This is a genomic window from Pseudomonas sp. LB1P83 (assembly GCF_054897885.1).
In genome coordinates this window covers 3847429-3869621 of the sequence record NZ_CM142709.1, presented here as the reverse complement: position 1 = coordinate 3869621, position 22193 = coordinate 3847429, and the positions used below count along the sequence as shown (strand labels likewise).

At 60.4% G+C, this 22193-nt stretch carries 15 protein-coding genes; 6 read left to right on the top strand and 9 right to left on the bottom strand.

Annotation, left to right across the window (positions count from 1 at the left end):
* Positions 1–5: 5 nt before the first annotated feature.
* Complete coding sequence (locus tag ACYZTY_RS17840; RefSeq protein WP_461954818.1) at positions 6–653, top strand: LexA family protein; 648 nt, start codon at positions 6–8, stop codon at positions 651–653.
* Between the two features lie 39 nt (positions 654–692).
* Here ACYZTY_RS17840 and ACYZTY_RS17835 read toward each other — a convergent pair whose 3' ends face one another.
* The 4 genes from ACYZTY_RS17835 to ACYZTY_RS17820 all read right to left on the bottom strand — a co-directional run bounded on the left by ACYZTY_RS17835 (position 693) and on the right by ACYZTY_RS17820 (position 6356).
* Positions 693–2648: an acetyl/propionyl/methylcrotonyl-CoA carboxylase subunit alpha gene (locus tag ACYZTY_RS17835; RefSeq protein WP_461954817.1), complete on the bottom strand. Its 1956-nt coding sequence runs from the start codon at positions 2646–2648 to the stop codon at positions 693–695.
* Positions 2648–3463 carry a gamma-carboxygeranoyl-CoA hydratase gene (locus ACYZTY_RS17830; protein ID WP_461954816.1) on the bottom strand — a complete coding sequence of 272 codons (816 nt, stop codon included), beginning with the start codon at positions 3461–3463 and terminating at the stop codon, positions 2648–2650. Before ACYZTY_RS17830 ends, ACYZTY_RS17835 begins: the two co-directional genes overlap by 1 nt.
* Positions 3464–3476: 13 nt before the next feature.
* Positions 3477–5081 (bottom strand): carboxyl transferase domain-containing protein, encoded by a 1605-nt coding sequence (locus ACYZTY_RS17825; RefSeq protein ID WP_010458780.1) that lies wholly within the window; start codon positions 5079–5081, stop codon positions 3477–3479.
* Between the two features lie 111 nt (positions 5082–5192).
* Complete coding sequence (locus ACYZTY_RS17820; protein ID WP_461954815.1) at positions 5193–6356, bottom strand: isovaleryl-CoA dehydrogenase; 1164 nt, start codon at positions 6354–6356, stop codon at positions 5193–5195.
* Between the two features lie 293 nt (positions 6357–6649).
* On the opposite strand from ACYZTY_RS17820, the gene ACYZTY_RS17815 reads away from it, so the two are divergent.
* A complete protein-coding gene (locus ACYZTY_RS17815; RefSeq protein ID WP_461954814.1) occupies positions 6650–8347 on the top strand; it encodes an AMP-binding protein in 1698 nt (565 codons plus the stop codon).
* Between the two features lie 661 nt (positions 8348–9008).
* Here ACYZTY_RS17815 and ACYZTY_RS17810 read toward each other — a convergent pair.
* The 3 genes from ACYZTY_RS17810 to ACYZTY_RS17800 all read right to left on the bottom strand — a co-directional run bounded on the left by ACYZTY_RS17810 (position 9009) and on the right by ACYZTY_RS17800 (position 11680).
* Positions 9009–9908, bottom strand: coding sequence for a hydroxymethylglutaryl-CoA lyase (locus ACYZTY_RS17810; RefSeq protein ID WP_461954813.1), 900 nt, complete (start codon positions 9906–9908; stop codon positions 9009–9011).
* 214 nt (positions 9909–10122) lie between these two features.
* Positions 10123–10524 carry a MerR family transcriptional regulator gene (locus ACYZTY_RS17805; RefSeq protein WP_461954812.1) on the bottom strand — a complete coding sequence of 134 codons (402 nt, stop codon included), beginning with the start codon at positions 10522–10524 and terminating at the stop codon, positions 10123–10125.
* A 226-nt stretch (positions 10525–10750) separates the two neighbouring features.
* Positions 10751–11680 carry a LysR family transcriptional regulator gene (locus tag ACYZTY_RS17800; protein ID WP_008148497.1) on the bottom strand — a complete coding sequence of 310 codons (930 nt, stop codon included), beginning with the start codon at positions 11678–11680 and terminating at the stop codon, positions 10751–10753.
* Positions 11681–11868: 188 nt separating this feature from the next.
* Between ACYZTY_RS17800 and ACYZTY_RS17795 the strand changes: the two genes are divergently transcribed.
* Entirely contained in the window at positions 11869–13098 is a 1230-nt protein-coding gene (locus tag ACYZTY_RS17795) for an acyl-CoA dehydrogenase (RefSeq protein ID WP_461954811.1), read from the top strand.
* A 128-nt stretch (positions 13099–13226) separates the two neighbouring features.
* On the opposite strand, the gene ACYZTY_RS17790 is transcribed toward ACYZTY_RS17795, so the two are convergent.
* Together ACYZTY_RS17790 and xthA are read right to left on the bottom strand one after the other, a co-directional pair.
* Positions 13227–14567, bottom strand: a complete 1341-nt coding sequence (locus ACYZTY_RS17790) for a substrate-binding domain-containing protein (RefSeq protein WP_461954810.1) — start codon at positions 14565–14567, stop codon at positions 13227–13229.
* Between the two features lie 260 nt (positions 14568–14827).
* Positions 14828–15640, bottom strand: coding sequence for an exodeoxyribonuclease III (gene xthA / locus ACYZTY_RS17785; protein WP_461954809.1), 813 nt, complete (start codon positions 15638–15640; stop codon positions 14828–14830).
* A gap of 347 nt (positions 15641–15987) precedes the next feature.
* On the opposite strand from xthA, the gene ACYZTY_RS17780 reads away from it, so the two are divergent.
* The 3 genes from ACYZTY_RS17780 to ACYZTY_RS17770 all read left to right on the top strand — a co-directional run bounded on the left by ACYZTY_RS17780 (position 15988) and on the right by ACYZTY_RS17770 (position 22096).
* On the top strand, positions 15988–16638 hold the full coding sequence (locus ACYZTY_RS17780) for a GNAT family N-acetyltransferase (protein WP_461954808.1): 651 nt from the start codon (positions 15988–15990) through the stop codon (positions 16636–16638).
* A gap of 65 nt (positions 16639–16703) precedes the next feature.
* Positions 16704–18431: an autotransporter assembly complex protein TamA gene (locus tag ACYZTY_RS17775; protein WP_461954807.1), complete on the top strand. Its 1728-nt coding sequence runs from the start codon at positions 16704–16706 to the stop codon at positions 18429–18431.
* On the top strand, positions 18428–22096 hold the full coding sequence (locus tag ACYZTY_RS17770; protein WP_461954806.1) for a translocation/assembly module TamB domain-containing protein: 3669 nt from the start codon (positions 18428–18430) through the stop codon (positions 22094–22096). The genes ACYZTY_RS17775 and ACYZTY_RS17770 overlap by 4 nt, the downstream gene beginning before the upstream one ends.
* Positions 22097–22193 lie beyond the last annotated feature (97 nt).

Below are 22193 nucleotides of genomic sequence, written 5' to 3'. Positions count from 1 at the left end.
CGCCCATGGATAAATGGATTGAGTTGGTCAAAGCCAAGATGAGTGAGCTCAAAGTCACTCAGGAAGTACTCGCCGATCGCCTCGGGATGTCCCAGGGCGGCGTGGGTCACTGGCTGAATAAACGCCGTCAGCCGAGCATCGAAGACATGAATCGTGTCTTGCGGGCGCTCGGGATGGATTTTCTGGAAGTGGCGATGGTGATTCGGGAGCCTTTAGTGCTGCAGGACGACGAGATGTCCCTGACGCAAAAGTACAACCCCTACTTCCGTTACCCGGTCAGTGACTGGCGCGTGCCTGCCGAGGTGCGTGACGGTGAGCTGTCGGTCTACGGCAAGCCGCGTTTCGAACTGACCGATTACCACGCTCAGGGCGCGGCATTCTGGCTCGAGGTGGTCGGCGACGCGATGACCGCACCCAGCGGTATCAGCATTGCCGAGGGCATGATGATCCTGGTGGACCCAGCCATCGTGCCGGAACCCGGGAAGCTGGTGATCGCGCAATGGGCGGACAGCATCGAAGCGATCTTTCGCAAGCTGATCGAAGAGGGCGGGCAGCGTTACCTGGTCCCGCTCAATCCGACGTATCCGAAAGCCCTTTTCACCGAAGAGTGCCGAATTCTCGGTGTAGTGGTTCAGGCAACGGCCAAGTTCTAGTCAGATCGGTCCGCGCGATGCGTAGGACCGATCTTCATTTCACGCTTCTTCCAGCTCGACCAACGCACTGCCTTCGCTGACCATCTCGCCTTCCTGGCAATACAACGCCTTGATCACCCCGGCGTGAGGCGCGCGAATGCTGTGCTCCATCTTCATCGCTTCCAGCACCACCAGTTGCGCCCCGGCTTCGACCGTTTGCCCGGCCTCGACCAGCACACGCACGATGCTACCGTTCATGGGGGCGGTGAGCCCACCCTGATGACTGTGACTGGCTTCGACGGCGCTGATCGGGTCGTAGGACTCAATGCGGCGCAATTCACCTTCCCATTGCAGGTACACAACCTCGCCACGACGGATTGCCCGGTGCTGGCGACGCACACCGTTGTGTTCGGTCAGCAGCTGTTCGCCCTTGAGTTGTGCGGTGTGGGCATCAGCGTTACCTAATGTGAGCGCCCGGTCTTGTCCTTCGCAGCTCAAGTGAAGGGTGATTTCCCTCGGCAATCCGGCCCGGAAACCATTGCCCACACCCCAAGGCGAACTCGGGTCATCAGCACGCGGAGAGCTCACTCGGCTCTGGGCAACCGCCTGAGCGGCGGCTTGCCAGAAATCTTCACTAAGGTCCGCAGGCTCTGGCAGCAATTGCTCCTGATAACGCGGAATAAACCCGGTATCCAGTTCCGCCGCCGCAAACGCCGGATGGCCGACGATCCGGCGCAGGAAGTTGATGTTGGTCTTGAGCCCGCCGATCGCAAACTCATCGAGCATGCTCAACAAGCGCAGCCGCGCTTGTTCACGGTCTTCGCCCCAGGCAATCAACTTGCCTAGCATCGGGTCGTAGAACGGCGAGATCTCATCGCCTTCTTCAACACCGCTGTCGACCCGACGGCCCGGTCCTTCAGCCGATTCGCGATACAACGCAAGGCGCCCGGTAGCCGGGAGGAAATCATGGCTCGGGTCCTCGGCATACAGTCGCACTTCAATCGCATGGCCGATCAGCGGAACCTGCTCTTGAGTCATCGGCAGCGCTTCACCGCGTGCCACGCGAATCTGCCAGGCCACCAGATCAAGGCCGGTGATCGCTTCGGTCACCGGGTGCTCGACCTGCAGACGAGTGTTCATCTCCATGAAGAAAAACTCGCCACGCGAATCCAGCAAAAACTCCACGGTGCCGGCACCGACATAGCCGATGGCCTGTGCCGAGCGCACGGCGGCTTCGCCCATGGCGCGACGCAGTTCCGGGCTCAGGCCTGGAGCGGGCGCTTCTTCGACGACTTTCTGGTGGCGACGTTGAATCGAGCAGTCACGTTCGTTGAGGTACAGGCAGTTACCGTGCTGATCGGCGAACACCTGGATTTCCACGTGACGCGGTTTGAGCAGGTATTTCTCCACCAGCATCCGCGAATCGCCAAACGAGGATTTCGCCTCGCGTTGCGCCGAGGCCAGGGCTTCAGCCAATTGGCTAACGTCCTCAACCACTTTCATGCCTTTACCGCCGCCGCCCGCCGTGGCCTTGAGCAGTACCGGATAACCGATGCGTTCGCAGGCGTCGCGGAAGGTGTCGAAGTCCTGCGCTTCGCCGTGATAGCCGGGCACCAGGGGCACACCGGCGGTTTCCATCAAGGCTTTAGCGGCGGACTTGCTGCCCATCGCGTCAATCGCTGAGGCGGGCGGGCCGAGGAAGATCAGGCCAGCGTCTTCAATGGCTCGGGCGAACCCGGCGTTCTCGGACAAAAAGCCATAACCGGGGTGAATCGCCTGAGCGCCGCTGGCCTTGGCCGCAGCGATCAATTTATCGATTTGCAGATAGCTGTCAGCGGCTTTGCTGCCGCCGAGGTCGACGCGGATATCCGCTTCGCGACTGTGTCGGGCTTCACGGTCAGTGGCGCTGTGCACGGCCACGGTGGTCAGGCCCAACGCCTTGGCGGTGCGCATCACCCGGCAGGCGATTTCGCCACGGTTGGCCACCAGCAGGGTGGTGAGAACAGGTGCGCTCATCAACGCGGCTCCTTGGTGGTGGTCGTTGCTTGCCAGCTCGGCGGACGCTTTTGCAGAAAGGCGCGCAGGCCCTCCTGGCCTTCGGGGCTGACGCGGATGCGGGCGATGGCATTCTCGGTGTAACGGCGCAGGGCCGGGGTCAACGCGCCGTTGCCGACTTCGCGCAGCAATTCCTTGCTGGAGCGCATGGCGGCCGGGCTGTTGAGCAGCAGGTTGTCGATCCACTGTTCGACTTTTTGCTCCAGCTCATTAATCGGATAGCTCTCCGACAACAGGCCGATTTCCCGCGCCCGTTGCCCGCCGAAACGTTCGGCCGTCAGCGCATAACGGCGTGCCGCGCGTTCGCCGATGGCTTGCACCACGAACGGGCTGATCACCGCCGGCGCCAGGCCGATGCGCACTTCCGACAGGCAGAACTGCGCGTCATCGGCGCCAATCGCCATGTCGCAGCAACTGATCAGGCCCAGCGCGCCGCCATAGGCCGCGCCTTGCACCACGGCCAGCGTCGGGATTTTCAGTTTGGCGAGGTTGTACATCAACTCCGCCAGTTCCCGGGCGTCGTCGAGGTTGGTGTGGTAATCGAGCTCGGCTGATTGCTGCATCCAGGCCAGGTCGGCACCGGCGCTGAAATGCTTGCCGCGGCCGCGCACCAGCAGAAACCGCAGGCTGGCATCGGTCGACACCTTGTCCAGCGCGAGAATTAGCTCGCGGATCATTTCGGCGTTGAACGCGTTGTTCTTTTCTTCACGGCTGAGCCACAGGGTCGCGAAACCTCGTGGGTCGGTCAGCAGTTCGAGGGTGTTGAAGTCGCTCATGATTTTCTCCCGATCACATCCGGAACACGCCGAAGCGGCTCGGTTCGATAGGCGCGTTCAGCGACGCGGACAAGGCCAGGGCCAGCACATCGCGGGTCTGCGCCGGGTCGATGACGCCGTCGTCCCACAGCCGTGCGCTGGAGTAGTAAGGGTGGCCCTGTTCTTCGTATTGATCGAGTATCGGCTGCTTGATCTCGGCTTCCTGCTCGGCGCTGAAACCCTGGCCGCTGCGCTCCGCCTGCTCTCGCTTGACTTGCACCAGCACGCCCGCAGCCTGCTCTGCGCCCATCACACCGATGCGCGCGTTCGGCCACATCCACAGGAAACGCGGGTCGTAAGCCCGCCCGCACATGCCGTAGTTGCCGGCACCAAAACTGCCGCCAATGATCACGGTAAATTTCGGCACCTTGGCACACGCCACGGCGGTCACCAGTTTCGCGCCGTGCTTGGCGATGCCGCCGGCCTCGTATTTCTGGCCGACCATGAAACCGGTGATGTTTTGCAGGAACAGCAACGGAATGCCACGCTGACAGGCCAGCTCAATAAAGTGCGCACCTTTCTGCGCGGCTTCGGCGAACAGGATGCCGTTGTTGGCGAGGATCGCGATCGGGTAACCGTGCAAATGGGCGAAGCCGCACACCAGGGTGGTTCCGAACAGCGCTTTGAATTCGTCGAACACCGACCCGTCGACCAGCCGCGAGATCACTTCGCGCACATCAAACGGCTGCTTGGCATCAGCCGACACCACGCCGTACAACTCGTCGCTGGCGTAGAGCGGGGCGATGGGCGTGCGCTGTTGCAGTTCGCCAAGTTTGCGCCAGTTGAGATTGGCGACGCTGCGCCGGGCGATGGCCAGGGCGTGTTCATCGCTCTCGGCGTAGTGGTCGGCGACACCGGAAATCTTGCAGTGGACGTCGGCCCCACCAAGGTCCTCGGCGCTGACCACTTCACCCGTCGCGGCTTTTACCAGCGGCGGGCCGGCGAGGAAAATGGTGGCCTGCTGGCGCACCATGATCGCCTCGTCGGCCATCGCTGGCACGTAGGCGCCGCCGGCAGTGCACGAGCCCATGACCACCGCGATCTGCGGAATGCCCATGGCGCTCATGTTGGCCTGGTTGAAGAAGATCCGCCCGAAGTGCTCGCGGTCCGGAAACACTTCATCCTGACGCGGCAGGTTGGCGCCGCCGGAGTCCACCAGATAGATGCACGGCAAGCGATTTTGCTGGGCGATGGTCTGGGCGCGCAGGTGTTTTTTTACGGTCAGCGGGTAATACGAACCGCCTTTCACGGTGGCGTCGTTGGCGACGATCATGCATTCGACGCCTTCCACGCGGCCGATCCCGGCGATCACGCCAGCGGCTGGAACGTCTTCGCCGTAGACCGCATAAGCCGCCAGTTGGCTGATCTCGAGAAACGGTGAGCCCGGATCGAGCAAGCGATTGATCCGCTCACGAGGCAACAACTTGCCCCGCGAGGTATGGCGTTCTTGCGCCTTCGGGCCGCCACCTTGCTGCACTTGGGCGAGCAGGGTGTGCAGGGCGTCGACCTGTTTGAGCATCGCCGCGCTGTTGGCCGCGAACTCCGCCGAACGGGGGTTGAGCTGGGTATGCAGGATCATGGGCTACTCCGTAGCAGCTTCAAGTTTCAAGCTACAAGCTACAAGCTACAAGTTGAAGCAAGCGCACAGTTCTCTTGCCGCTTGAAGCTTGCTGCTTGCCGCTGACGAAATTTATTTCGTTTCGTTGAACAGTTCGCGACCGATCAGCATGCGACGGATCTCACTGGTGCCGGCACCGATTTCGTACAGCTTGGCGTCACGCAGCAGACGACCGGCCGGGAATTCGTTGATGTAGCCGTTGCCGCCGAGAATCTGGATCGCGTCGAGGGCCATTTGTGTGGCGCGTTCGGCGCTGTAGAGGATCACGCCAGCGGCGTCCTTGCGGGTGGTTTCGCCGCGCTCGCACGCTTGGGCGACCGCGTACAGGTAAGCGCGGCTGGCGTTGAGTTGGGTGTACATGTCAGCGACTTTGCCCTGGATCAGCTGGAATTCGCCGATGCTTTGGCCGAACTGCTTGCGGTCGTGGATGTACGGAACGATCAGGTCCATGCAGGCCTGCATGATCCCGGTCGGGCCGCCGGACAGCACAACGCGTTCGTAGTCGAGGCCGCTCATCAGCACTTTCACGCCGCCGTTGAGGATGCCGAGGATGTTTTCTTCCGGCACTTCGACGTCATCGAAGAACAGCTCGCAGGTGTTGGAGCCGCGCATGCCGAGCTTGTCGAATTTGTTGCTGCGGCTGAAGCCTTTTGAATCACGTTCGACGATGAAGGCGGTGATGCCGTGCGGACCTTTTTCCAGGTCGGTCTTGGCATAGATCACGTAGGTGTTGGCGTCGGGACCGTTGGTGATCCAGGTTTTGCTGCCGTTGAGCACGTAGTGATCGCCACGTTTGTCGGCACGCAGCTTCATCGATACCACGTCGGAACCGGCATTCGGTTCGCTCATCGCCAGGGCGCCAATGTGTTCGCCGCTGATCAGCTTCGGCAGGTACTTGGTTTTCTGTTCGTGATTGCCGTTGCGGTTGATCTGGTTGACGCAGAGGTTGGAGTGAGCGCCGTAAGACAGTGCGACCGACGCTGAACCGCGGCTGATTTCTTCCATGATCACCACGTGCGCCAGGTAACCCAGCCCAGCGCCGCCATACTCTTCCGGCACGGTAACGCCCAGCAGGCCCATTTCGCCGAATTTGCGCCACAGGTCGGCCGGGAACAGGTTGTCGATGTCGATCTGAGCGGCGCGCGGGGCGATCTCTTTGGCGACGAAGGACTGAACCTGATCGCGCAGCATGTCGATGGTTTCACCGAGGGCAAAGTTCAGGGATGGGTAGCTCATGGGTCACCTTTTGGCTTTTTTATCGGTTGGTGAGACCGTCAATTGGCTCTCACCTTTACGTTAACGTAAGCCTGTGACGAATGGCTGTCAATCACCCTTTACGTTAACGTCAACTTGAGCGACAGTAGGGCCAGTTCAAGATCGAACAGCGGCAAAACCTGTGGGAGCGAAGCTTGCTCGCGAAAGCGTCAGATCAGTCGACATCAACGTTGAATGTACTGGCCTCTTCGCGAGCAAGCTTCGCTCCCACAGGTTGGGTCAGCAGCCCATTAATAAAGACAATAGGGGTCGTCATGGATCAACCCAGTGCAAGCCCACAGCGCAGCTATACCCGCGGTTCCCAGGATAAAGCGTTACTGGCGATGACCATCGGTCAGGCGTTCGATAACACGGTCGCGCAGTACCCGACCGGAGAGGCGTTGGTCGTGCGCCATCAACAGTTGCGCTACACTTGGCAGCAACTGGCCGACGCCGTCGACCTGCACGCCAGGGCCCTGTTGGCGCTGGGCTTGCAGGCCGGCGACCGCCTCGGTATCTGGGCACCGAATTGCGCGCAGTGGTGCATCAGCCAGTTCGCCAGCGCGAAAATCGGGGTGATCCTGGTCAACATCAACCCGGCGTATCGCAGCTCCGAACTCGAATACGTGTTGAAGCAATCCGGCTGCCAGTGGCTGGTCTGCGCTGGTGCGTTCAAGACCTCCGACTACCACGGCATGCTGCAAGGCCTGATGCCTGAACTGGCGGAGCAATCCATCGGAAAGCTACAGAGCGAGCGCCTGCCGCAATTGCGCGGCGTGATCAGCCTGGACGCGCAACCACCCTCGGGTTTCCTGCCGTGGTCACAACTGGGCGATCTCGCCGCCAGCGTCTCCGCCGAACAGTTGCGCGAACGCCAGGACAGTCTGCATTTCGATCAGGCGGTGAACATCCAGTACACCTCCGGCACCACCGGTTTCCCGAAAGGCGCGACCCTCAGTCACTACAACATTCTCAACAACGGTTACATGGTGGGCGAAAGCCTCGGGCTGACGGCCAATGATCGCCTGGTGATCCCGGTGCCGCTGTATCACTGCTTCGGCATGGTCATGGGCAACCTCGGTTGCATCACCCACGGCAGCACCATGATCTACCCCAATGATGCATTCGATCCGCTGTTGACCCTGACCACGGTGGCTGAAGAAAAAGCCACGGCACTCTACGGCGTGCCGACCATGTTCATCGCCATGCTCGATCAGCCCAAACGCGCCGAATTCGATCTGTCGAGCCTGCGCACCGGGATCATGGCCGGGGCGACCTGTCCGATCGAAGTGATGCGCCGGGTCATCAGTGACATGCACATGAACGAGGTGCAGATTGCCTACGGCATGACGGAAACAAGTCCTGTTTCATTGCAGACCGGTCCGTCAGACGACCTGGAACTGCGCGTCACCACCGTTGGACGGACCCAGCCGCAACTGGAAAGCAAGATCATCGACGAGGCCGGCAACCTGGTGCCGCGCGGCACTATCGGCGAACTCTGCACTCGCGGTTACAGCGTGATGCTCAGCTACTGGAACAACCCGCAAGGCACTGCAGAAGCCATCGATCAGGCGGGCTGGATGCACACCGGCGACTTGGCGAGCATGAATGACGAGGGTTATGTGTGCATTGCCGGACGCAACAAGGACATGATCATCCGTGGCGGTGAGAACATTTACCCGCGTGAGCTGGAAGAGTTCTTCTTCACCCACCCGGCGGTGGCGGACGTGCAGGTGATCGGGATTCCGTGCTCGCGCTATGGCGAAGAAATTGTCGCCTGGATCAAATTCCACCCGGGCCACAGTGCTACCGAACAGGAACTGCAAACCTGGTGCAAGGAACGCATTGCGCACTTCAAGACACCGCGCTACTTCAAGTTCGTGGAAGAGTTCCCGATGACCGTGACCGGCAAGATCCAGAAATTCCGGATGCGTGAGATCAGCATTGAGGAGCTGCGTATCGGTAAAGATTAACCGTAGGAGCGAGGCTTGCCCGCGAAGAACGATTACATGGTGTCCCTGTGAGACCGCAGTGATCCATTCGCGGGCAAGCCTCGCTCCTACACAGACACCGTTTTTGCTGAATCGCAGAAAGCACAAAGGGGAGCCGAAGCTCCCCTTTAATTTTGTCGTTGCGCGTGCTCTTTTTTTATTATTGAGGGGCGGTCTGTTGTTGTTTTTAGTGACCGTGACCCTTTACCGCTGTTTTTGTCGATCCCCATCCGGGATCAAGAGCAAACGTATTTTTTTGAGCGCTGACCTGCTTTTTCGCTGAGCGATCCAACCAGTTCGGGAGCTACCTGAAGGTAGTTTTATTGTTCTCTGCCCGGTTGCGGGTTACTCCGAAAAGCACCCTGAAAAGCACATCCTCTCCAAAAAAATCTGTTAGCTGCGTCTCTGCCGTGTTGTTTTTGTTATGTCAGAGTCGTTACGTCTTATTTTTATTAGGTTTGCCGCTTTTTTTGTTCTTGTTATGCAGTAGAGATAGCAGAAGCCGTGCCAACTTTTAAAAACCTTTATAAATCAATACTTTATGTTTTTATCGGATTTTTCCTTCAGGCAAAACCAGACAATTTGTTTCCGTGTTACTCGCTTGTGCCCCACGTTTCAGACACAGCGGTAACACCCCCACGCCTCACTGTGCGCTGCGAGCCTTGGCCACGCGCGAACCGGTCGGTCGCCCCAGCACGGTGCAAATCTGTTGACCGGCCAAAATCAAAGCGTCCAGATCAATGCCGGTCTCGATACCCAGGCCGTTGAGCAGGTAAACCACATCTTCGGTGGCGACGTTACCGCTGGCGCCCTTGGCATAGGGGCAGCCGCCGAGGCCGGCGATGGAGCTATCGAACACCGAGATGCCTTCCAGCAGGCTGGCGTAGATGTTGGCCATGGCCTGGCCGTAGGTGTCGTGGAAGTGCCCGGCGAGTTTTTCACGCGGCACATCGGCCGACACCACGTCGAACATCTTGCGGGTCGCGCCGGCGGTACCGGTGCCGATGGTGTCGCCCAGGGAGACTTCGTAGCAGCCCATGGCGTAGAGCTCGCGTGCGACCCGGGCGACTTGTTCAGGCGCGACGTTCCCTTCGTAAGGGCAGCCCAGCACGCAGGACACGTACCCGCGCACGCTGACGCCATGCTGCTTGGCGGCGTCCATGATCGGCACGAAGCGCTCCAGGCTTTCGCTGATCGAGCAATTGATGTTGCGTTGGGAAAACGCTTCGGAGGCCGCCGCGAACACCGCGACTTCCTTGACCCCGGCCGCGATCGCGTCCTCAAACCCGCGCAGGTTGGGGGCGAGTGCGCCATAGGTCACGCCCGGTTTGCGCTGGATCTGCGCGAAGACTTCGGCGGAACCGGCCATTTGCGGCACCCACTTGGGCGAAACGAAACTGCCGACTTCTATATAGCCAAGGCCCGCGGCAGTCAGCGCGTCGACCAGTTGCACCTTGTCCGCAACGCTGATGGGTTGGGCTTCGTTTTGCAGGCCGTCGCGAGGACCGACTTCGACCAGGCGTACGTGAGTGGGTAGGGACATGGGAATCGACCTGTGCTGACTGTCTGAATGTTCAGAGAACCCTGTAGGAGCGAACTGTGGCGAGGGGATTTATCCCCGTTCGGCTGCGAAGCAGTCGCTAAACCGGTGAATTCGGTTTATCTGAGACGCGTGGTCTCAGGTTTTAGGGGCCGCTTCGCGACCCAACGGGGATAAATCCCCTCGCCACAGTCGCTCCTACAGGTATCCGGGGTGTTTATTGAACGGGTTGTTGGCTCTTGATCGTCTGCTCCAGCGCCTGGGTGCAGCGCTCCTGCGCCGTGTCCAGTTCCAGCTTCATCTGCTCGATGTCGAGCATCTGCTGCTCCAGCTGTTCGCGGCGCTCGGCGATCTTGCTCAGCATGGTTTGCAACTGTTTCTGATTGCCGCCGGTGGGGTCGTAGAGTTCGATCAGCTCGCGGCATTCGGCCAGGGAGAAGCCAATGCGCTTGCCCCGCAGAATCAGCTTCAGGCTGACCTTGTCGCGGGGCGTATAAACGCGCTCCTGGCCACGACGCTCAGGACTGAGCAGGCCTTGCTCTTCATAAAAGCGAATGGCCCGCGTGGTGATGTCGAGCTCGCGGGCGAGGTCGGAAATGCTATAGGTCTGGCTGCTCATGGGCGCGCTCGAAAAAGGTCATGGCGCTAAGCTAATGGCAGGTTGACGTTTACGTCAAGGGGCTTGGATCTATGGTGTTGCCACTGGCCTCTTCGCGGGCAAGCCTCGCTCCTACAGGGGGGATCTCTGCAATGTACAAATTTTGTGTTCACAGAAAATCTGATGTAGGAGCGAGCGGTGCGGCGGTCCGACTTGCCCGCGAAGAACGATGACGCGGTCCAAAGCCCTACACCTTATCGAGCTTCTTCTCATGCGCCGTCACTTGCTGGCACAACTCGATCATCTGTTCGCGCATCCAGCGGTTGGCCGGGTCCTGGTCGGTGCTTTCGTGCCAGTAGAGGTGAGTTTCCACCGGCGGCACGTCGTTGACCGGCAGGTTCACCGAGTACAAGTCATGACGACGGGCAAAGCGTTCCGGCACGGTCATGACCATGTCGGTCTGCTGCAAAACCTGGGACGCCATCAAGTAATGCTGTGAGCGCAGGGCGATCTTGCGCTGGATGCCCATTTTCCCGAGGGCCAGGTCGACATGACCCAGGCCGCTGCGGCGGCTGGAGATATGGATGTGCGTCAGCGACAGATAATCGTCGAGGGTGAATTTCTCTTTGCCCGCCAGCGGATGGCCCTTGCGCATCGCACACACGTAACGGTCTTCCATCAGCTTGACGTGGCGCACCTGCGGGTCGGTGTTGAGCGGCGCATCGACCGCGAAGTCGAGACGCCCAGCCGCCAACTCCTTGGTGGTCTCGCGGCGCTTGGACAGAAAACTTTCGATGATCACCGTCGGTGCCAGGCGGCGCAGGCGCTGGAACAGCGGCGGCAGAATCACTGCTTCGGTCAGGTCGGTCATGCTGATGCGATACGTCTTGACCGCCTGCAACGGGTTGAAAATCCGGCTTTCCTGCACCGACACCCGCAGCAGGGAGAGGGCGTTACGCACCGGCCCGATGATGTTCTGCGCCATGGGTGTCGGCACCATGCCCTGCGCGGTGCGCACGAACAACGGGTCGTTGAAGGTCTCGCGCAGGCGGGCCAGAGCGTTCGAGACCGCTGGCTGAGTAATGCCGACAATCTGCCCGGCGCGGGTCAGGTTGGCTTCGGTGTAGATCGCGTCGAAGACGATGAAAAGGTTGAGGTCGACCTTGCTCAGATTCATTGCGCTGCACTCTTATTGTTTGGGGCGTTTTGTTGCGGCCGGAGGCCTTGGCAATCACCCGATCATATATCGGTGATGAATGTTAATACACGCCGAGAATAGGCTAGGTAAATTTTCGTAGCTGTTCTAGCATCGATTGCATGACCTGAACAACTCCTCTGAACCCAGTCAAAAAGGTAGAGCTGCCCATGGATTTCGCTTATTCGCCCAAGGTGCAAGAACTGCGTGAGCGCGTGACCGCGTTCATGGACACCTACGTTTACCCCGCCGAAGCGGTGTTCGAGCGCCAGGTCGCCGAGGGCGATCGCTGGCAGCCGACCGCAATCATGGAAGAGCTCAAACTCAAGGCCAAGGCTGAAGGGTTGTGGAATTTGTTTCTGCCTGAGTCCGAACTCGGCGCCGGCCTGACCAACCTCGAATACGCACCACTGGCGGAAATCATGGGCCGCTCGCTGCTCGGCCCCGAGCCCTTCAACTGCTCCGCACCGGACACCGGCAACATGGAAGTGCTGGTGCGTTACGCCAACGAAGAACAGAAGCAACGCTGGCTCGAACCGCTGCTGCGTGGCGAGATCCGCTCGGCGTTCGCCATGACCGAGCCGGACGTGGCTTCGTCCGACGCCACCAACATGGCCGCCCGCGCTGTGCGTGATGGCGACGAGTGGGTGATCAACGGCAAAAAATGGTGGACCTCTGGCGCCTGCGACCCGCGCTGCAAAATCCTGATCTTCATGGGGTTGAGCAATCCGGACGCGCCGCGCCACGCTCAGCACTCGATGATTCTGGTGCCGGTGGATGCGCCGGGCGTGAAGATCGTTCGTCCGCTGCCGGTGTTCGGCTACGACGACGCGCCTCACGGCCACGCCGAAGTGCTGTTTGAAAACGTCCGCGTGCCGTACGAAAACGTCCTGCTGGGCGAAGGACGCGGCTTCGAAATCGCCCAGGGTCGCCTTGGCCCGGGCCGGATTCACCACTGCATGCGTTCGATCGGCATGGCCGAACGTGCGCTGGAGTTGATGTGCAAACGTGCGGTGAGCCGCACCGCGTTCGGTAAACCGCTGGCACGTCTGGGCGGCAACATCGACAAGATCGCCGACTCGCGGATGGAAATCGACATGGCACGCCTGCTGACCTTGAAAGCGGCGTACATGATGGACACCGCCGGTAACAAGGTGGCGAAGAGCGAGATCGCACAGATCAAGGTCGTTGCACCGAACGTGGCCTTGCGGGTTATCGATCGGGCGATTCAGATCCATGGCGGGGCAGGAGTTTCCAACGATTTTCCGCTGGCCTACATGTATGCGATGCAGCGCACCCTGCGCCTGGCCGACGGCCCGGACGAAGTGCACCGCGCGGCGATCGGCAAGTTCGAGATTGGCAAGTACGTGCCGAAAGAGATGATGCGTAGCGGGAACTAACAGTTATGTGGCGAGGGAGCTTGCTCCCGCTGGACTGCGCAGCAGTCCCCTGCTTTTCAGGAGTAAGGAGGGCCGCTTCGCAGCCCAGCGGGAGCAAGCTCCCTCGCCACATTTGTCCTCATTTCAACTCAATACACCCAAACCTCAACCCGCCGATTCTTGATCCGCCCCACATCCGCACTGTTCGCCGCCACCGGCATCTCGGCGCCAAAGCCGCGAATCTCGCGAAACACCACGCCGCTTTTCACCAATTCCCGCCGCACCGCCATCGCCCGCAGCTTTGACAATAGGTCGGCACGCGCCGGATCGCTCTTGGCATCGCCGAACCCTACCAGTGTCACCTGTCGATTGGTTTTGTCGCGCTGCTTTATATAGTCGAGCACCCGCGACAAGTCTTGTCGGGCCTTGTTGTCCAGCGTCGCGCTGCCTTCCTCAAAACGGAAATTCACCGACAGCCGCAGCGCATGGCGGCTTAGCGCCTGATAACCCTCGGGCATCAAGGCGTTGGGCGTGACGCTCATGGCCTGTACGGTCTGCGCGACAAAGCCGTTGGCCGCGACAATCGCCTGGCCTTTGCTGCTTTGCGCGAACGCCACCAGCGCTTGCGCCCAAGGATTTTTCCCATTGGGCGGCAGGTAGAAGAACAGCCGCCGGGACAGCGGATAGTCCTCCGTTGCAATCAGGCTATTGAGCGGCAGCATGGCCTGGGACTGGCCGTCGGCAATCGCCACGGCTTTGGCCTGGCGCACGTAAGGCAAACCGATAAAACCGATGCCTTGCGGGTCCTGGCTGACAGCGTCGGACAATTGCTCGCTGGATTCGAAGCGTTTCGCGGCGCTGTTCAGGGTTTTCCCACGCCGACTGAGGACCAACTCCTTGAACGTGTCGTACGTGCCCGATTGATCATCCCGCGCATACAGGTGAATCGTCCCACCACTGCCGCCGAGTTCTTCCCAGGTTTTTGCCTCACCGCTGAAAATTTGCGCCAGTTGTTCGGTGTTGAGTTGATTCAGTGGGTTCTGTGGATGAAGGATGATTGCCAGTCCATCGATGGCGATGACTTGCTCGGCACCGGGGCTTTTAAAGTCGCCCAGGGTTTTGAGGTCTGCCCGTTCGCTGTCCTTTATCGGGCGCGAGGAGGCGGCGAGGTCGGCGGAGGCGGTTTTCAGGGCGCCGAACCCGGTGCTGGAACCATGGGCCGCGACTTCCACCACCACACGGCGTCCCTGAACGGTTTCGCCGACGATGCGTTGTTCGTTGGCTTTGTCCGGGACTTCACTGTGGACCTTGAGCAAGCCCTGTTCGCGCAACAGTCCTTCGACCAGCGCCGGCCCCAGTGCGGCGCCGATGGTGTTGGAGCCCTGAATGCGCAGGACCGGGCCGTTTTCGGGTGTCGGCAAATCGCCCGCCGACGCCGTCAATGGCAAACAGGCGCACAGCATCAACAGGAACAACACGCGCAGCGTCATGCCGGCACCTTATTTGGCCAAAGGAAGTGCCGGGAGAATAAGTCAGTAAAGTTTCTAACAGATGACAGTCACAAAATGTGGGAGTGAGCCGTGGCGAGGGGATTTATCCCCGTTCGGCTGCGCAGCAGTCGTAAAACCGGTGGATGCGGTTTGCCTGAGGGACCGTAATCATAGGTTCAGGGCCGCTCCGCGACCCAACGGGGATAAATCCCCTCGCCACAGGTCGCTCCCACAGTTGATGTGTGTCGATGTCGAGGGAATCAGCTCAACTCAAGCCAGATCGGCGCATGATCCGATGGTTTTTCCATCCCGCGCAGTTCGTAATCCACACCCGCATCCTTGACCCGTGGCAACAACCCATGGGACGCCATGATCAGGTCAATCCGCAGCCCGCGCTTGGGTTCGTCTTCAAAGCCGCGGCTGCGGTAGTCGAACCAGCTGAAACGGTCGGCCACGTCCGGGTTCAAGTGGCGGAAACTGTCCACCAGACCCCAGTTCTTCAAGCGTGCCATCCACTCGCGCTCTTCCGGCAGGAAGCTGCATTTACCGGTTTTCAGCCAGCGTTTCATGTTGTCCGGGCCGATGCCGATGTCGCAGTCTTCCGGGGAAATGTTCACGTCGCCCATCACCACCACCGGCTGTTCATTGCTGAACTGGCCTTCCAGCAATTGCTGCAGGTCGCCGTAGAAACGTTCCTTGGCCGGGAACTTGGTCGGGTGATCGCGGCTTTCGCCCTGTGGGAAATAGCCGTTCATGATGGTCACCGGCACGCCATTGGCGTCGGCAAACGTGCCCCAGATAAAACGCCGTTGAGCGTCTTCTTCATCGGTGGCGAAACCTTTATGCAGCGCAATCGGTTCCTGACGCGAGAGCAGGGCGACGCCGTAATGGCCTTTCTGCCCGTGGAAATACACGTGATAACCCAGTGCCTGCACCTCGGCCAGCGGAAACTGGTCGTCGTGAACCTTGGTTTCCTGGAGGCCGATCACGTCCGGCTGGTGCTTTTCGATCAGCGCCGCCAGCTGATGCGGGCGAGCGCGCAGCCCGTTGATGTTGAAGGAGACGATCTTCATGGTCGGCAGTCCTGGCAAAAGGGCGATGCTAGCTGACCTGTAGGAATCGGGCCAGTGTTGAGGCAGGGGAGTTACCTTGTTCTGTCAGATCTGTATTGGCAGTCAGGGCCTCTTCGCGGGCAAGCCTCGCTCCTACAGGTTTCTCGATTGAGCACAGAATTTATGTAAGCCACAGAACCTGTGGGAGCGAGCGGTGCGGCGATCCGACTTGCCCGCGAAGAGGCCTGTCCAGTCGATGAAGATCCAGCCTTGGTCTATACCTGTGGGGGGAACTGTATTACCACCCAAAGGCTCGTACCAATAAGAACGCCGCCATTTTGAGCGGCGCCCCGGGGAGATCTACCGTTATGCCCGAAACCTCGACCGCCATTGCCGATATCCACATGCTCGACAGCGGCTACGCCCACGAAGCGCGCTCCCTGCTGTACCACGCTTACCGTCACGAACCGACCTTCGGCTACCTGTTCGAGGCCGAACGTCCCGGCTATGAACATCGTGTGCGGGCAACGGTGCGCGAGCTGGTCAAACAACACTTTCTTCAGGATTTGCCGGCCATCGGCCTGCTGGTCAACGACCGCCTGATCGGCATCGCCCTTATCGCTCCGCCGCAACGTCGACTGGGCATCACTGAAAGTTGGGCCTGGCGTCTGCGCATGGTGCTCAGCACCGGTTTTCGTTGCACCCGCCGCTACCTCGATTACCACGCCGCCGTTGCCGCCTGCGTGCCGTCCGACTCGGTGCATGTCCTGCCGTTGCTGGGGATTCATCCGCAGTTCCAGGGCAAACACTTCGGCGAGCAACTGCTGCAAGCGGTGCATAACTGGTGCGCAGTCGATGAAACCTCCGAGGGCGTGATCCTTGATACCGGGAATCCTCGTTATCTTGAGTTTTATAAGCGTCAGGGCTATGAGGAAATTGGCGAGGTTGCCGTAGGACCCATTCGCGAACACGTGTTTTTCCACGCCAATCCCCAGGTGTTACAAACAGCAACGGCCTAAAGGTAGAACTTTCACCGCACGCCAGGCTCTATCACGCTCCCAAGCTCGTGATAGCATCCGCGCCTATGAAGTTTCCAGGAAGAATTACCAGTGGCGTGCTGATGCTGTTCACCAGCTGCGCGGCACTGGCGCAAAGTGAATTGGATGTGCGGATCAAACCGTCCAACGATGAACTGAAAGCCAATATAGAGGGCTATATCGGCAGCCTCGGCGATCGTGACGAAGAAGCCTTGCTCCGCTTCAGTCGTGGCGCCGAAGAACAGGCGCGCAAGGCCGCCCAGGCCTTGGGCTATTACCAGCCGCAGATCGACAGCGACGTGAAGGGCGGCAAGACGCCGCGCCTGATCCTCAACATCGATCCCGGCGAGCCGGTGCATTTGCGCAATGTCACGATTCGCATCGACGGCCCGGCGGCCTCCCTCAAAGCCTTTCGTGTACCCAAAAGCGCCGCGCTGAAAACCGGCGCGGTGCTGAACCATGGCCGTTATGAAGACGCCAAGAAACTGATCCAGAATCAGGCTTCGCGCTATGGTTTCTTCAGTGGTCACTTCACGCATCAGACATTGTCGGTAGACCCGCGCGCCGGCGTCGCCGACATCGACCTCGTCTATGACAGCGGCCCGCGTTATGCCCTGGGCAAAGTCAGTTTCGAGGGCGACACGCCGTTCGATGAAGACCTGCTGCGACGCATGGTGCCGTTCAAGGAAGGCGCGCCTTACGACTCGGAACTGATCGCCGAACTCAATCAGGCCATGCAATCGAGCGGCTATTTCGAAAGTGTGCGGGTGGATGCGGCACCGACGGCGTCAAAGAACGATGTGATCCCGGTGGACGTCAAACTGGAAACCCGCAAACCACGGACCATGGGCCTGGGGCTTGGCTATTCCACCGACGTCGGCCCCCGGATCAAGGCCAACTGGACCCGGCACTGGGTCAACCCGCAGGGGCACAGCTACGGCTGGGAGACTGAAATCTCGGCGCCACGGCAGAACGTCGGGGTGTTCTACGACATCCCCCTGGACCCGCCGCTGACCGACAAACTGCGCTTCGCCGGCGGCTATCAAAACGAAGAAATCGCCGACAAGGACTCCCTCAGCAAACTCCTGACCCTCGGTCCCGAGTGGCACAGCAAGTTGCCCAGCGGCTGGCAGCGCGTGGTGTCGCTCAAGTGGCAGCGCGAGGAATACCGGCTCGGCGACGACTCGGGACTCAGCACATTGCTGATGCCCGGCGTCAGTTATTCCTACCTGAAAAGCGACAACCGCATCGACCCGCACAACGGCTATCGCCTGGAGTTCGAGACCAAAGTGGCCAAGGAAGGCTTGGGGTCGGACAACAACCTGGTCTACGGCACCGCACTCGTCAAAGGCTTGACCACGGTCTTCGATAAACACCGTTTCCTCGGCCGGGTGCAGGTCGGCGGCAGCGCCACCAACGGCTACAAGTCTGTGCCGCCGTCATTGCGGTTTTTCGCCGGTGGCGATCAGAGCGTGCGCGGCTACGACTATCAAAGCCTTTCCCCGGAAAACTCCGAGGGCGACCGCATCGGTGGTCGCTACATGATCGCCGGCAGCGTCGAGTACCAGTACTCCGTCGCCGAAAAATGGCGAGTCGCTACCTTCGTTGACCAGGGCAACTCCTTTAATACACTCGAACTGCCGAACCTCAAGACCGGCGTCGGCATCGGCGTGCGCTGGGTGTCACCGGTGGGGCCGATTCGCCTCGACCTGGCCCATGCGATGGACGACGACGGTGGTATTCGACTGCACTTTTCCATGGGGCCCGAGCTGTGAATCGTGGTTTGAAAATAACGCTGCTGGCGATTCTGGCGTTGCTGATGCTGGTCGTCCTGGCCGTGACCACGGTGCTGGGCACGGCGACCGGCAGCCGTTGGGCGCTCGGCTTTGTGCCGGGTCTGACGGTGGAGAATTTCCAGGGCCGGTTGGGCGGGCAGTGGAGTGCTGATCATCTGCTGTGGCAGCAGGACACCAGCCGGGTTGAGCTGAGCAAACCGATATTCGCCTGGTCACCGCTGTGCCTGACGCGCATGACCTTGTGCATCGAGCAATTGAAGGCCGATCAGGTCAGCCTGCAATTCCCGCCGGGCACCGAAGAAGAAAGCAGCGGGCCGATCACGCTCCCGGATTTGAACCTGCCCCTGGCGATCGAACTGGGCGATGTGCAGGTCGGCAGCCTGCTGTTCAACGGCAGCGAAGAACTCAAAGGCTTGCAACTGGCCGCGCACTGGACGGCGCAAGGGTTGCAGATCGACTCGGTGAAGTTGCAGCGTGACGAGCTCAGCCTGAATCTGTCCGGCCTTTTGCAACCCAGCGGTAACTGGTCGCTCAAGGCCGAAGGCACGTTGACCCTGCCAGCGCCCGAGCCTTGGGCGTTGGCCCTGAAGGTGGACGGCGACCTGCTGAAAACCCTGAACCTGAAAGCCGACAGCAGCGGTTACTTGAACGGCCAACTGACCGGCGAATTGCAACCGCTGGTGGACAACCTTCCGGCCAAAGTACGGATCACCGCCGACGGCTTCAAACCCAGCGCCGATCTGCCGGACACGCTGCAACTCAATCAACTGGAACTCACCGGCGACGGCGACCTGAAAAACGGTTACCAGTTGCTCGGCAAAGCTACATTGCCCGCTGAAAAAGGCCCGGTCGCGCTGTTGCTGCAAGGCAAGGTCGACGCCAACGGCGCGCAGATTGCCGGCCTCGACCTGACCGCCAACGACAAGCAAAGCCTTAAACTCACCGGCAACCTCGACTGGAGCAAAGGCCTGAGCGCCGACGCGAAAATCGACTGGCTGGATTTCCCCTGGCACCGCCTCTATCCGCTGATCGACGAGCCAGAAGTGGCGTTGCGCAGCTTCAACGGTGAAGTCTCCTACACCGACGGCAAATACATCGGTCACTTCAAATCGGCCCTCGACGGCCCGGCGGGTGCGTTCAGCCTCGACAGCCCGTTCAGCGGCGATCTGACGAAAATCTATCTGCAACAAATTCAACTCGAAGCCGGGCAGGGCAAGGCCGTCGGGCATCTGAACCTGCAATTTGCCGATGGCATTGCCTGGGACACCGCGCTCGACCTGTCGGCGATCAACCCCGCGTATTGGGTCGCGGAGTTGCCGGGTACGCTGGCCGGGCCGTTGCGCAGCCAAGGCGAGATGAAGAATGAAAAGCTCAGCCTGAGCGCCGACCTCGACCTGAAAGGCAAACTGCGCGGTCAGCCGGCGGTGATCCAGGCCAAGGCCGATGGCGCTGGTGAGCAATGGAACCTCAACGCACTGCAAATCCGCCTCGGTGACAACAGCATCACCGGCAAGGGCAGCCTGCAACAGAAGCTCGCCGGCCAGATCGACATCAAGCTGCCACGCCTGGCCCAACTCTGGCCGCAACTGCGCGGTCAGCTCAACGGTCGCGTCGATGTCGCCGGTACGCTGAAGGCGCCGCAAGGCAAGCTCGGCTTGCAAGGCACGAAACTGGCCTTCGAAGACAATCGCCTGCAAAGCCTGAACCTGGACGCGACCCTCGACGGCGCGCAACGGGCGAAAATCGACCTCAAGGGCAGCGGCATTCAGGCCGGCGACACCTCGCTGGGCACGCTGACCGCCAGCGGTCAGGGCGATATCAAGAACCAGAAACTTGCCCTCGACCTGCAAGGGCCGAAGCTGAAACTGGCGCTCGGCCTTGACGGTTCGCTGGACAAGGGCAACTGGCGCGGACGCCTGGCCAGTGGTGATATCCAGGCCGGTGGTCAGGACTGGAAGCTGCAAGGCCCGGCGAAACTCGAACGGCTGGCGGACGGTAAAATCAACTTTGGCGCCCATTGCTGGATGTCCGGCCCGGCCAGCCTGTGTGGCGAAGACCAGCGTTTGATGCCGGAACCGAAGCTGCGTTATCACCTCAAGCAATTCCCGATTGAAAGCCTCGCGCAATGGCTGCCTAAAGATTTCGCCTGGAAGGGCAAGCTCAACGCCGACCTGCAACTGGACCTGCCGGCCAGCGGCCCGAACGGCCAGGTCAGCGTCGATGCCAGCGGTGGCACGTTGCGCATGAAGGAAAAGGATCAGTGGCTGGACTTCCCGTACCAGACCCTGAAACTCACCAGCAAGCTCACGCCCAAACGCATCGATACCGACCTCAATTTCGTCGGCGGCAAGCTCGGCGAGCTGATGGTGCAGGCGCAAATCAATCCGCTGCCGAAAAACAAACCGCTTACCGGGTCGTTCCGTCTGAGTGGCCTGGATCTGTCGGTGGCGCGGCCATTTGTGCCGATGGTCGAGAAACTCACTGGGCGTTTGAACGGCAGTGGCACGCTCTCTGGCGATCTGCTGACACCGCAGGTCAATGGCAACCTGCTGCTCAGCGACGGCGAAGTGTCTGGACCTGAATTGCCGATGGAGTTGCAGGGTTTGCAGCTTCAAGCGCTGATCGCCGGCGAAACCGTGCAATTGAACGGTGGCTGGAAAAGCGGCAAGAACGGGCAGGGCAGTCTCAACGGCAACATCGCCTGGGGTCAGGCGCTGGTGGTGGATCTGACGCTCAAGGGCTCACAGTTGCCCGTCACCGTCGAACCGTATGCCAAGCTCGAAGTGGCGCCGGACCTGAAGATCTCGATGAAGGACGATAAACTGGCGATCACCGGCAAAGTATTGGTGCCCAAGGGCGCGATCACTGTGCGCGAGTTGCCGCCGTCGACGGTCAAGGTTTCCGATGACACGGTGATCGTCGGCCAGCAGACCGAAGAGGGCAAGCCGCCGCTGGCCATGAAGATGGACATCGACGTGGTGGTGGGTGAGGACAAACTCAGTTTTGCCGGGTTTGGCCTGACCGCCAACCTGCAAGGGCACGTGCACATCGGCGACAACATGGACACCCGGGGCGAGCTCTGGCTCAACGATGGGCGTTATCGGGCGTACGGTCAGCGACTGACGGTCCGCCGTGCGCGGCTGTTGTTCGCTGGTCCGATTGACCAGCCGTATCTGGACATCGAAGCCATTCGCCAGACCGACGACGTGATCGCCGGGATTCGCCTCAGCGGCAGCGCCGAACAGCCGACTACGCAGATTTTCTCCGAGCCGGCGATGAGTCAGGAGCAGGCTTTGTCGTATCTGGTGCTGGGGCGTCCGCTGAGCACCAATGGTGAAGACAACAACATGCTGGCCCAGGCAGCACTCGGGTTGGGCTTGATGGGCAGTTCCGGGGTGACCGGCAAACTGGCCAACGATCTGGGGATTCAGGATTTTCAGCTCGACACCCAGGGCAGCGGCAATACCACCAGCGTCGTGGCCAGCGGCAATATCTCCGAGAAGCTCAGCCTGCGTTATGGCGTTGGTGTGTTCGAGCCGGCCAACACCATTGCCTTGCGCTACAAGCTGAGCAAAAAGGTCTACCTCGAAGCCGCCGGCGGCGTGGCCAGTTCGCTGGACATCTTCTACAAGCGGGATTTCTAAACCCCCGTTCCTTCCTAAACCGAGTCGCTGCTTTCGCGGGCAAGCCTAGCTCCTACAGGGGTTACACCGAACCTGTAGGAGCGAGCGGTGCGGCGAT

What these genes read in the sequence shown, in the direction of transcription:
- xthA (WP_461954809.1), bottom strand. Translation starts at nt 15,640, where the DNA reads ATGAAGATCGTCTCCTTCAACATCAACGGGCTGCGCGCTCGCCCGCAT.
- ACYZTY_RS17830 (WP_461954816.1), bottom strand. Translation starts at nt 3,463, where the DNA reads ATGAGCGACTTCAACACCCTCGAACTGCTGACCGACCCACGAGGTTTC.
- ACYZTY_RS17825 (WP_010458780.1), bottom strand. Translation starts at nt 5,081, where the DNA reads ATGATCCTGCATACCCAGCTCAACCCCCGTTCGGCGGAGTTCGCGGCC.
- ACYZTY_RS17820 (WP_461954815.1), bottom strand. Translation starts at nt 6,356, where the DNA reads ATGAGCTACCCATCCCTGAACTTTGCCCTCGGTGAAACCATCGACATG.
- ACYZTY_RS17805 (WP_461954812.1), bottom strand. Translation starts at nt 10,524, where the DNA reads ATGAGCAGCCAGACCTATAGCATTTCCGACCTCGCCCGCGAGCTCGAC.
- ACYZTY_RS17800 (WP_008148497.1), bottom strand. Translation starts at nt 11,680, where the DNA reads ATGAATCTGAGCAAGGTCGACCTCAACCTTTTCATCGTCTTCGACGCG.
- ACYZTY_RS17835 (WP_461954817.1), bottom strand. Translation starts at nt 2,648, where the DNA reads ATGAGCGCACCTGTTCTCACCACCCTGCTGGTGGCCAACCGTGGCGAA.
- ACYZTY_RS17780 (WP_461954808.1), top strand. Translation starts at nt 15,988, where the DNA reads ATGCCCGAAACCTCGACCGCCATTGCCGATATCCACATGCTCGACAGC.
- ACYZTY_RS17840 (WP_461954818.1), top strand. Translation starts at nt 6, where the DNA reads ATGGATAAATGGATTGAGTTGGTCAAAGCCAAGATGAGTGAGCTCAAA.
- ACYZTY_RS17810 (WP_461954813.1), bottom strand. Translation starts at nt 9,908, where the DNA reads ATGTCCCTACCCACTCACGTACGCCTGGTCGAAGTCGGTCCTCGCGAC.
- ACYZTY_RS17815 (WP_461954814.1), top strand. Translation starts at nt 6,650, where the DNA reads ATGGATCAACCCAGTGCAAGCCCACAGCGCAGCTATACCCGCGGTTCC.
- ACYZTY_RS17795 (WP_461954811.1), top strand. Translation starts at nt 11,869, where the DNA reads ATGGATTTCGCTTATTCGCCCAAGGTGCAAGAACTGCGTGAGCGCGTG.
- ACYZTY_RS17790 (WP_461954810.1), bottom strand. Translation starts at nt 14,567, where the DNA reads ATGACGCTGCGCGTGTTGTTCCTGTTGATGCTGTGCGCCTGTTTGCCA.
- ACYZTY_RS17775 (WP_461954807.1), top strand. Translation starts at nt 16,704, where the DNA reads ATGAAGTTTCCAGGAAGAATTACCAGTGGCGTGCTGATGCTGTTCACC.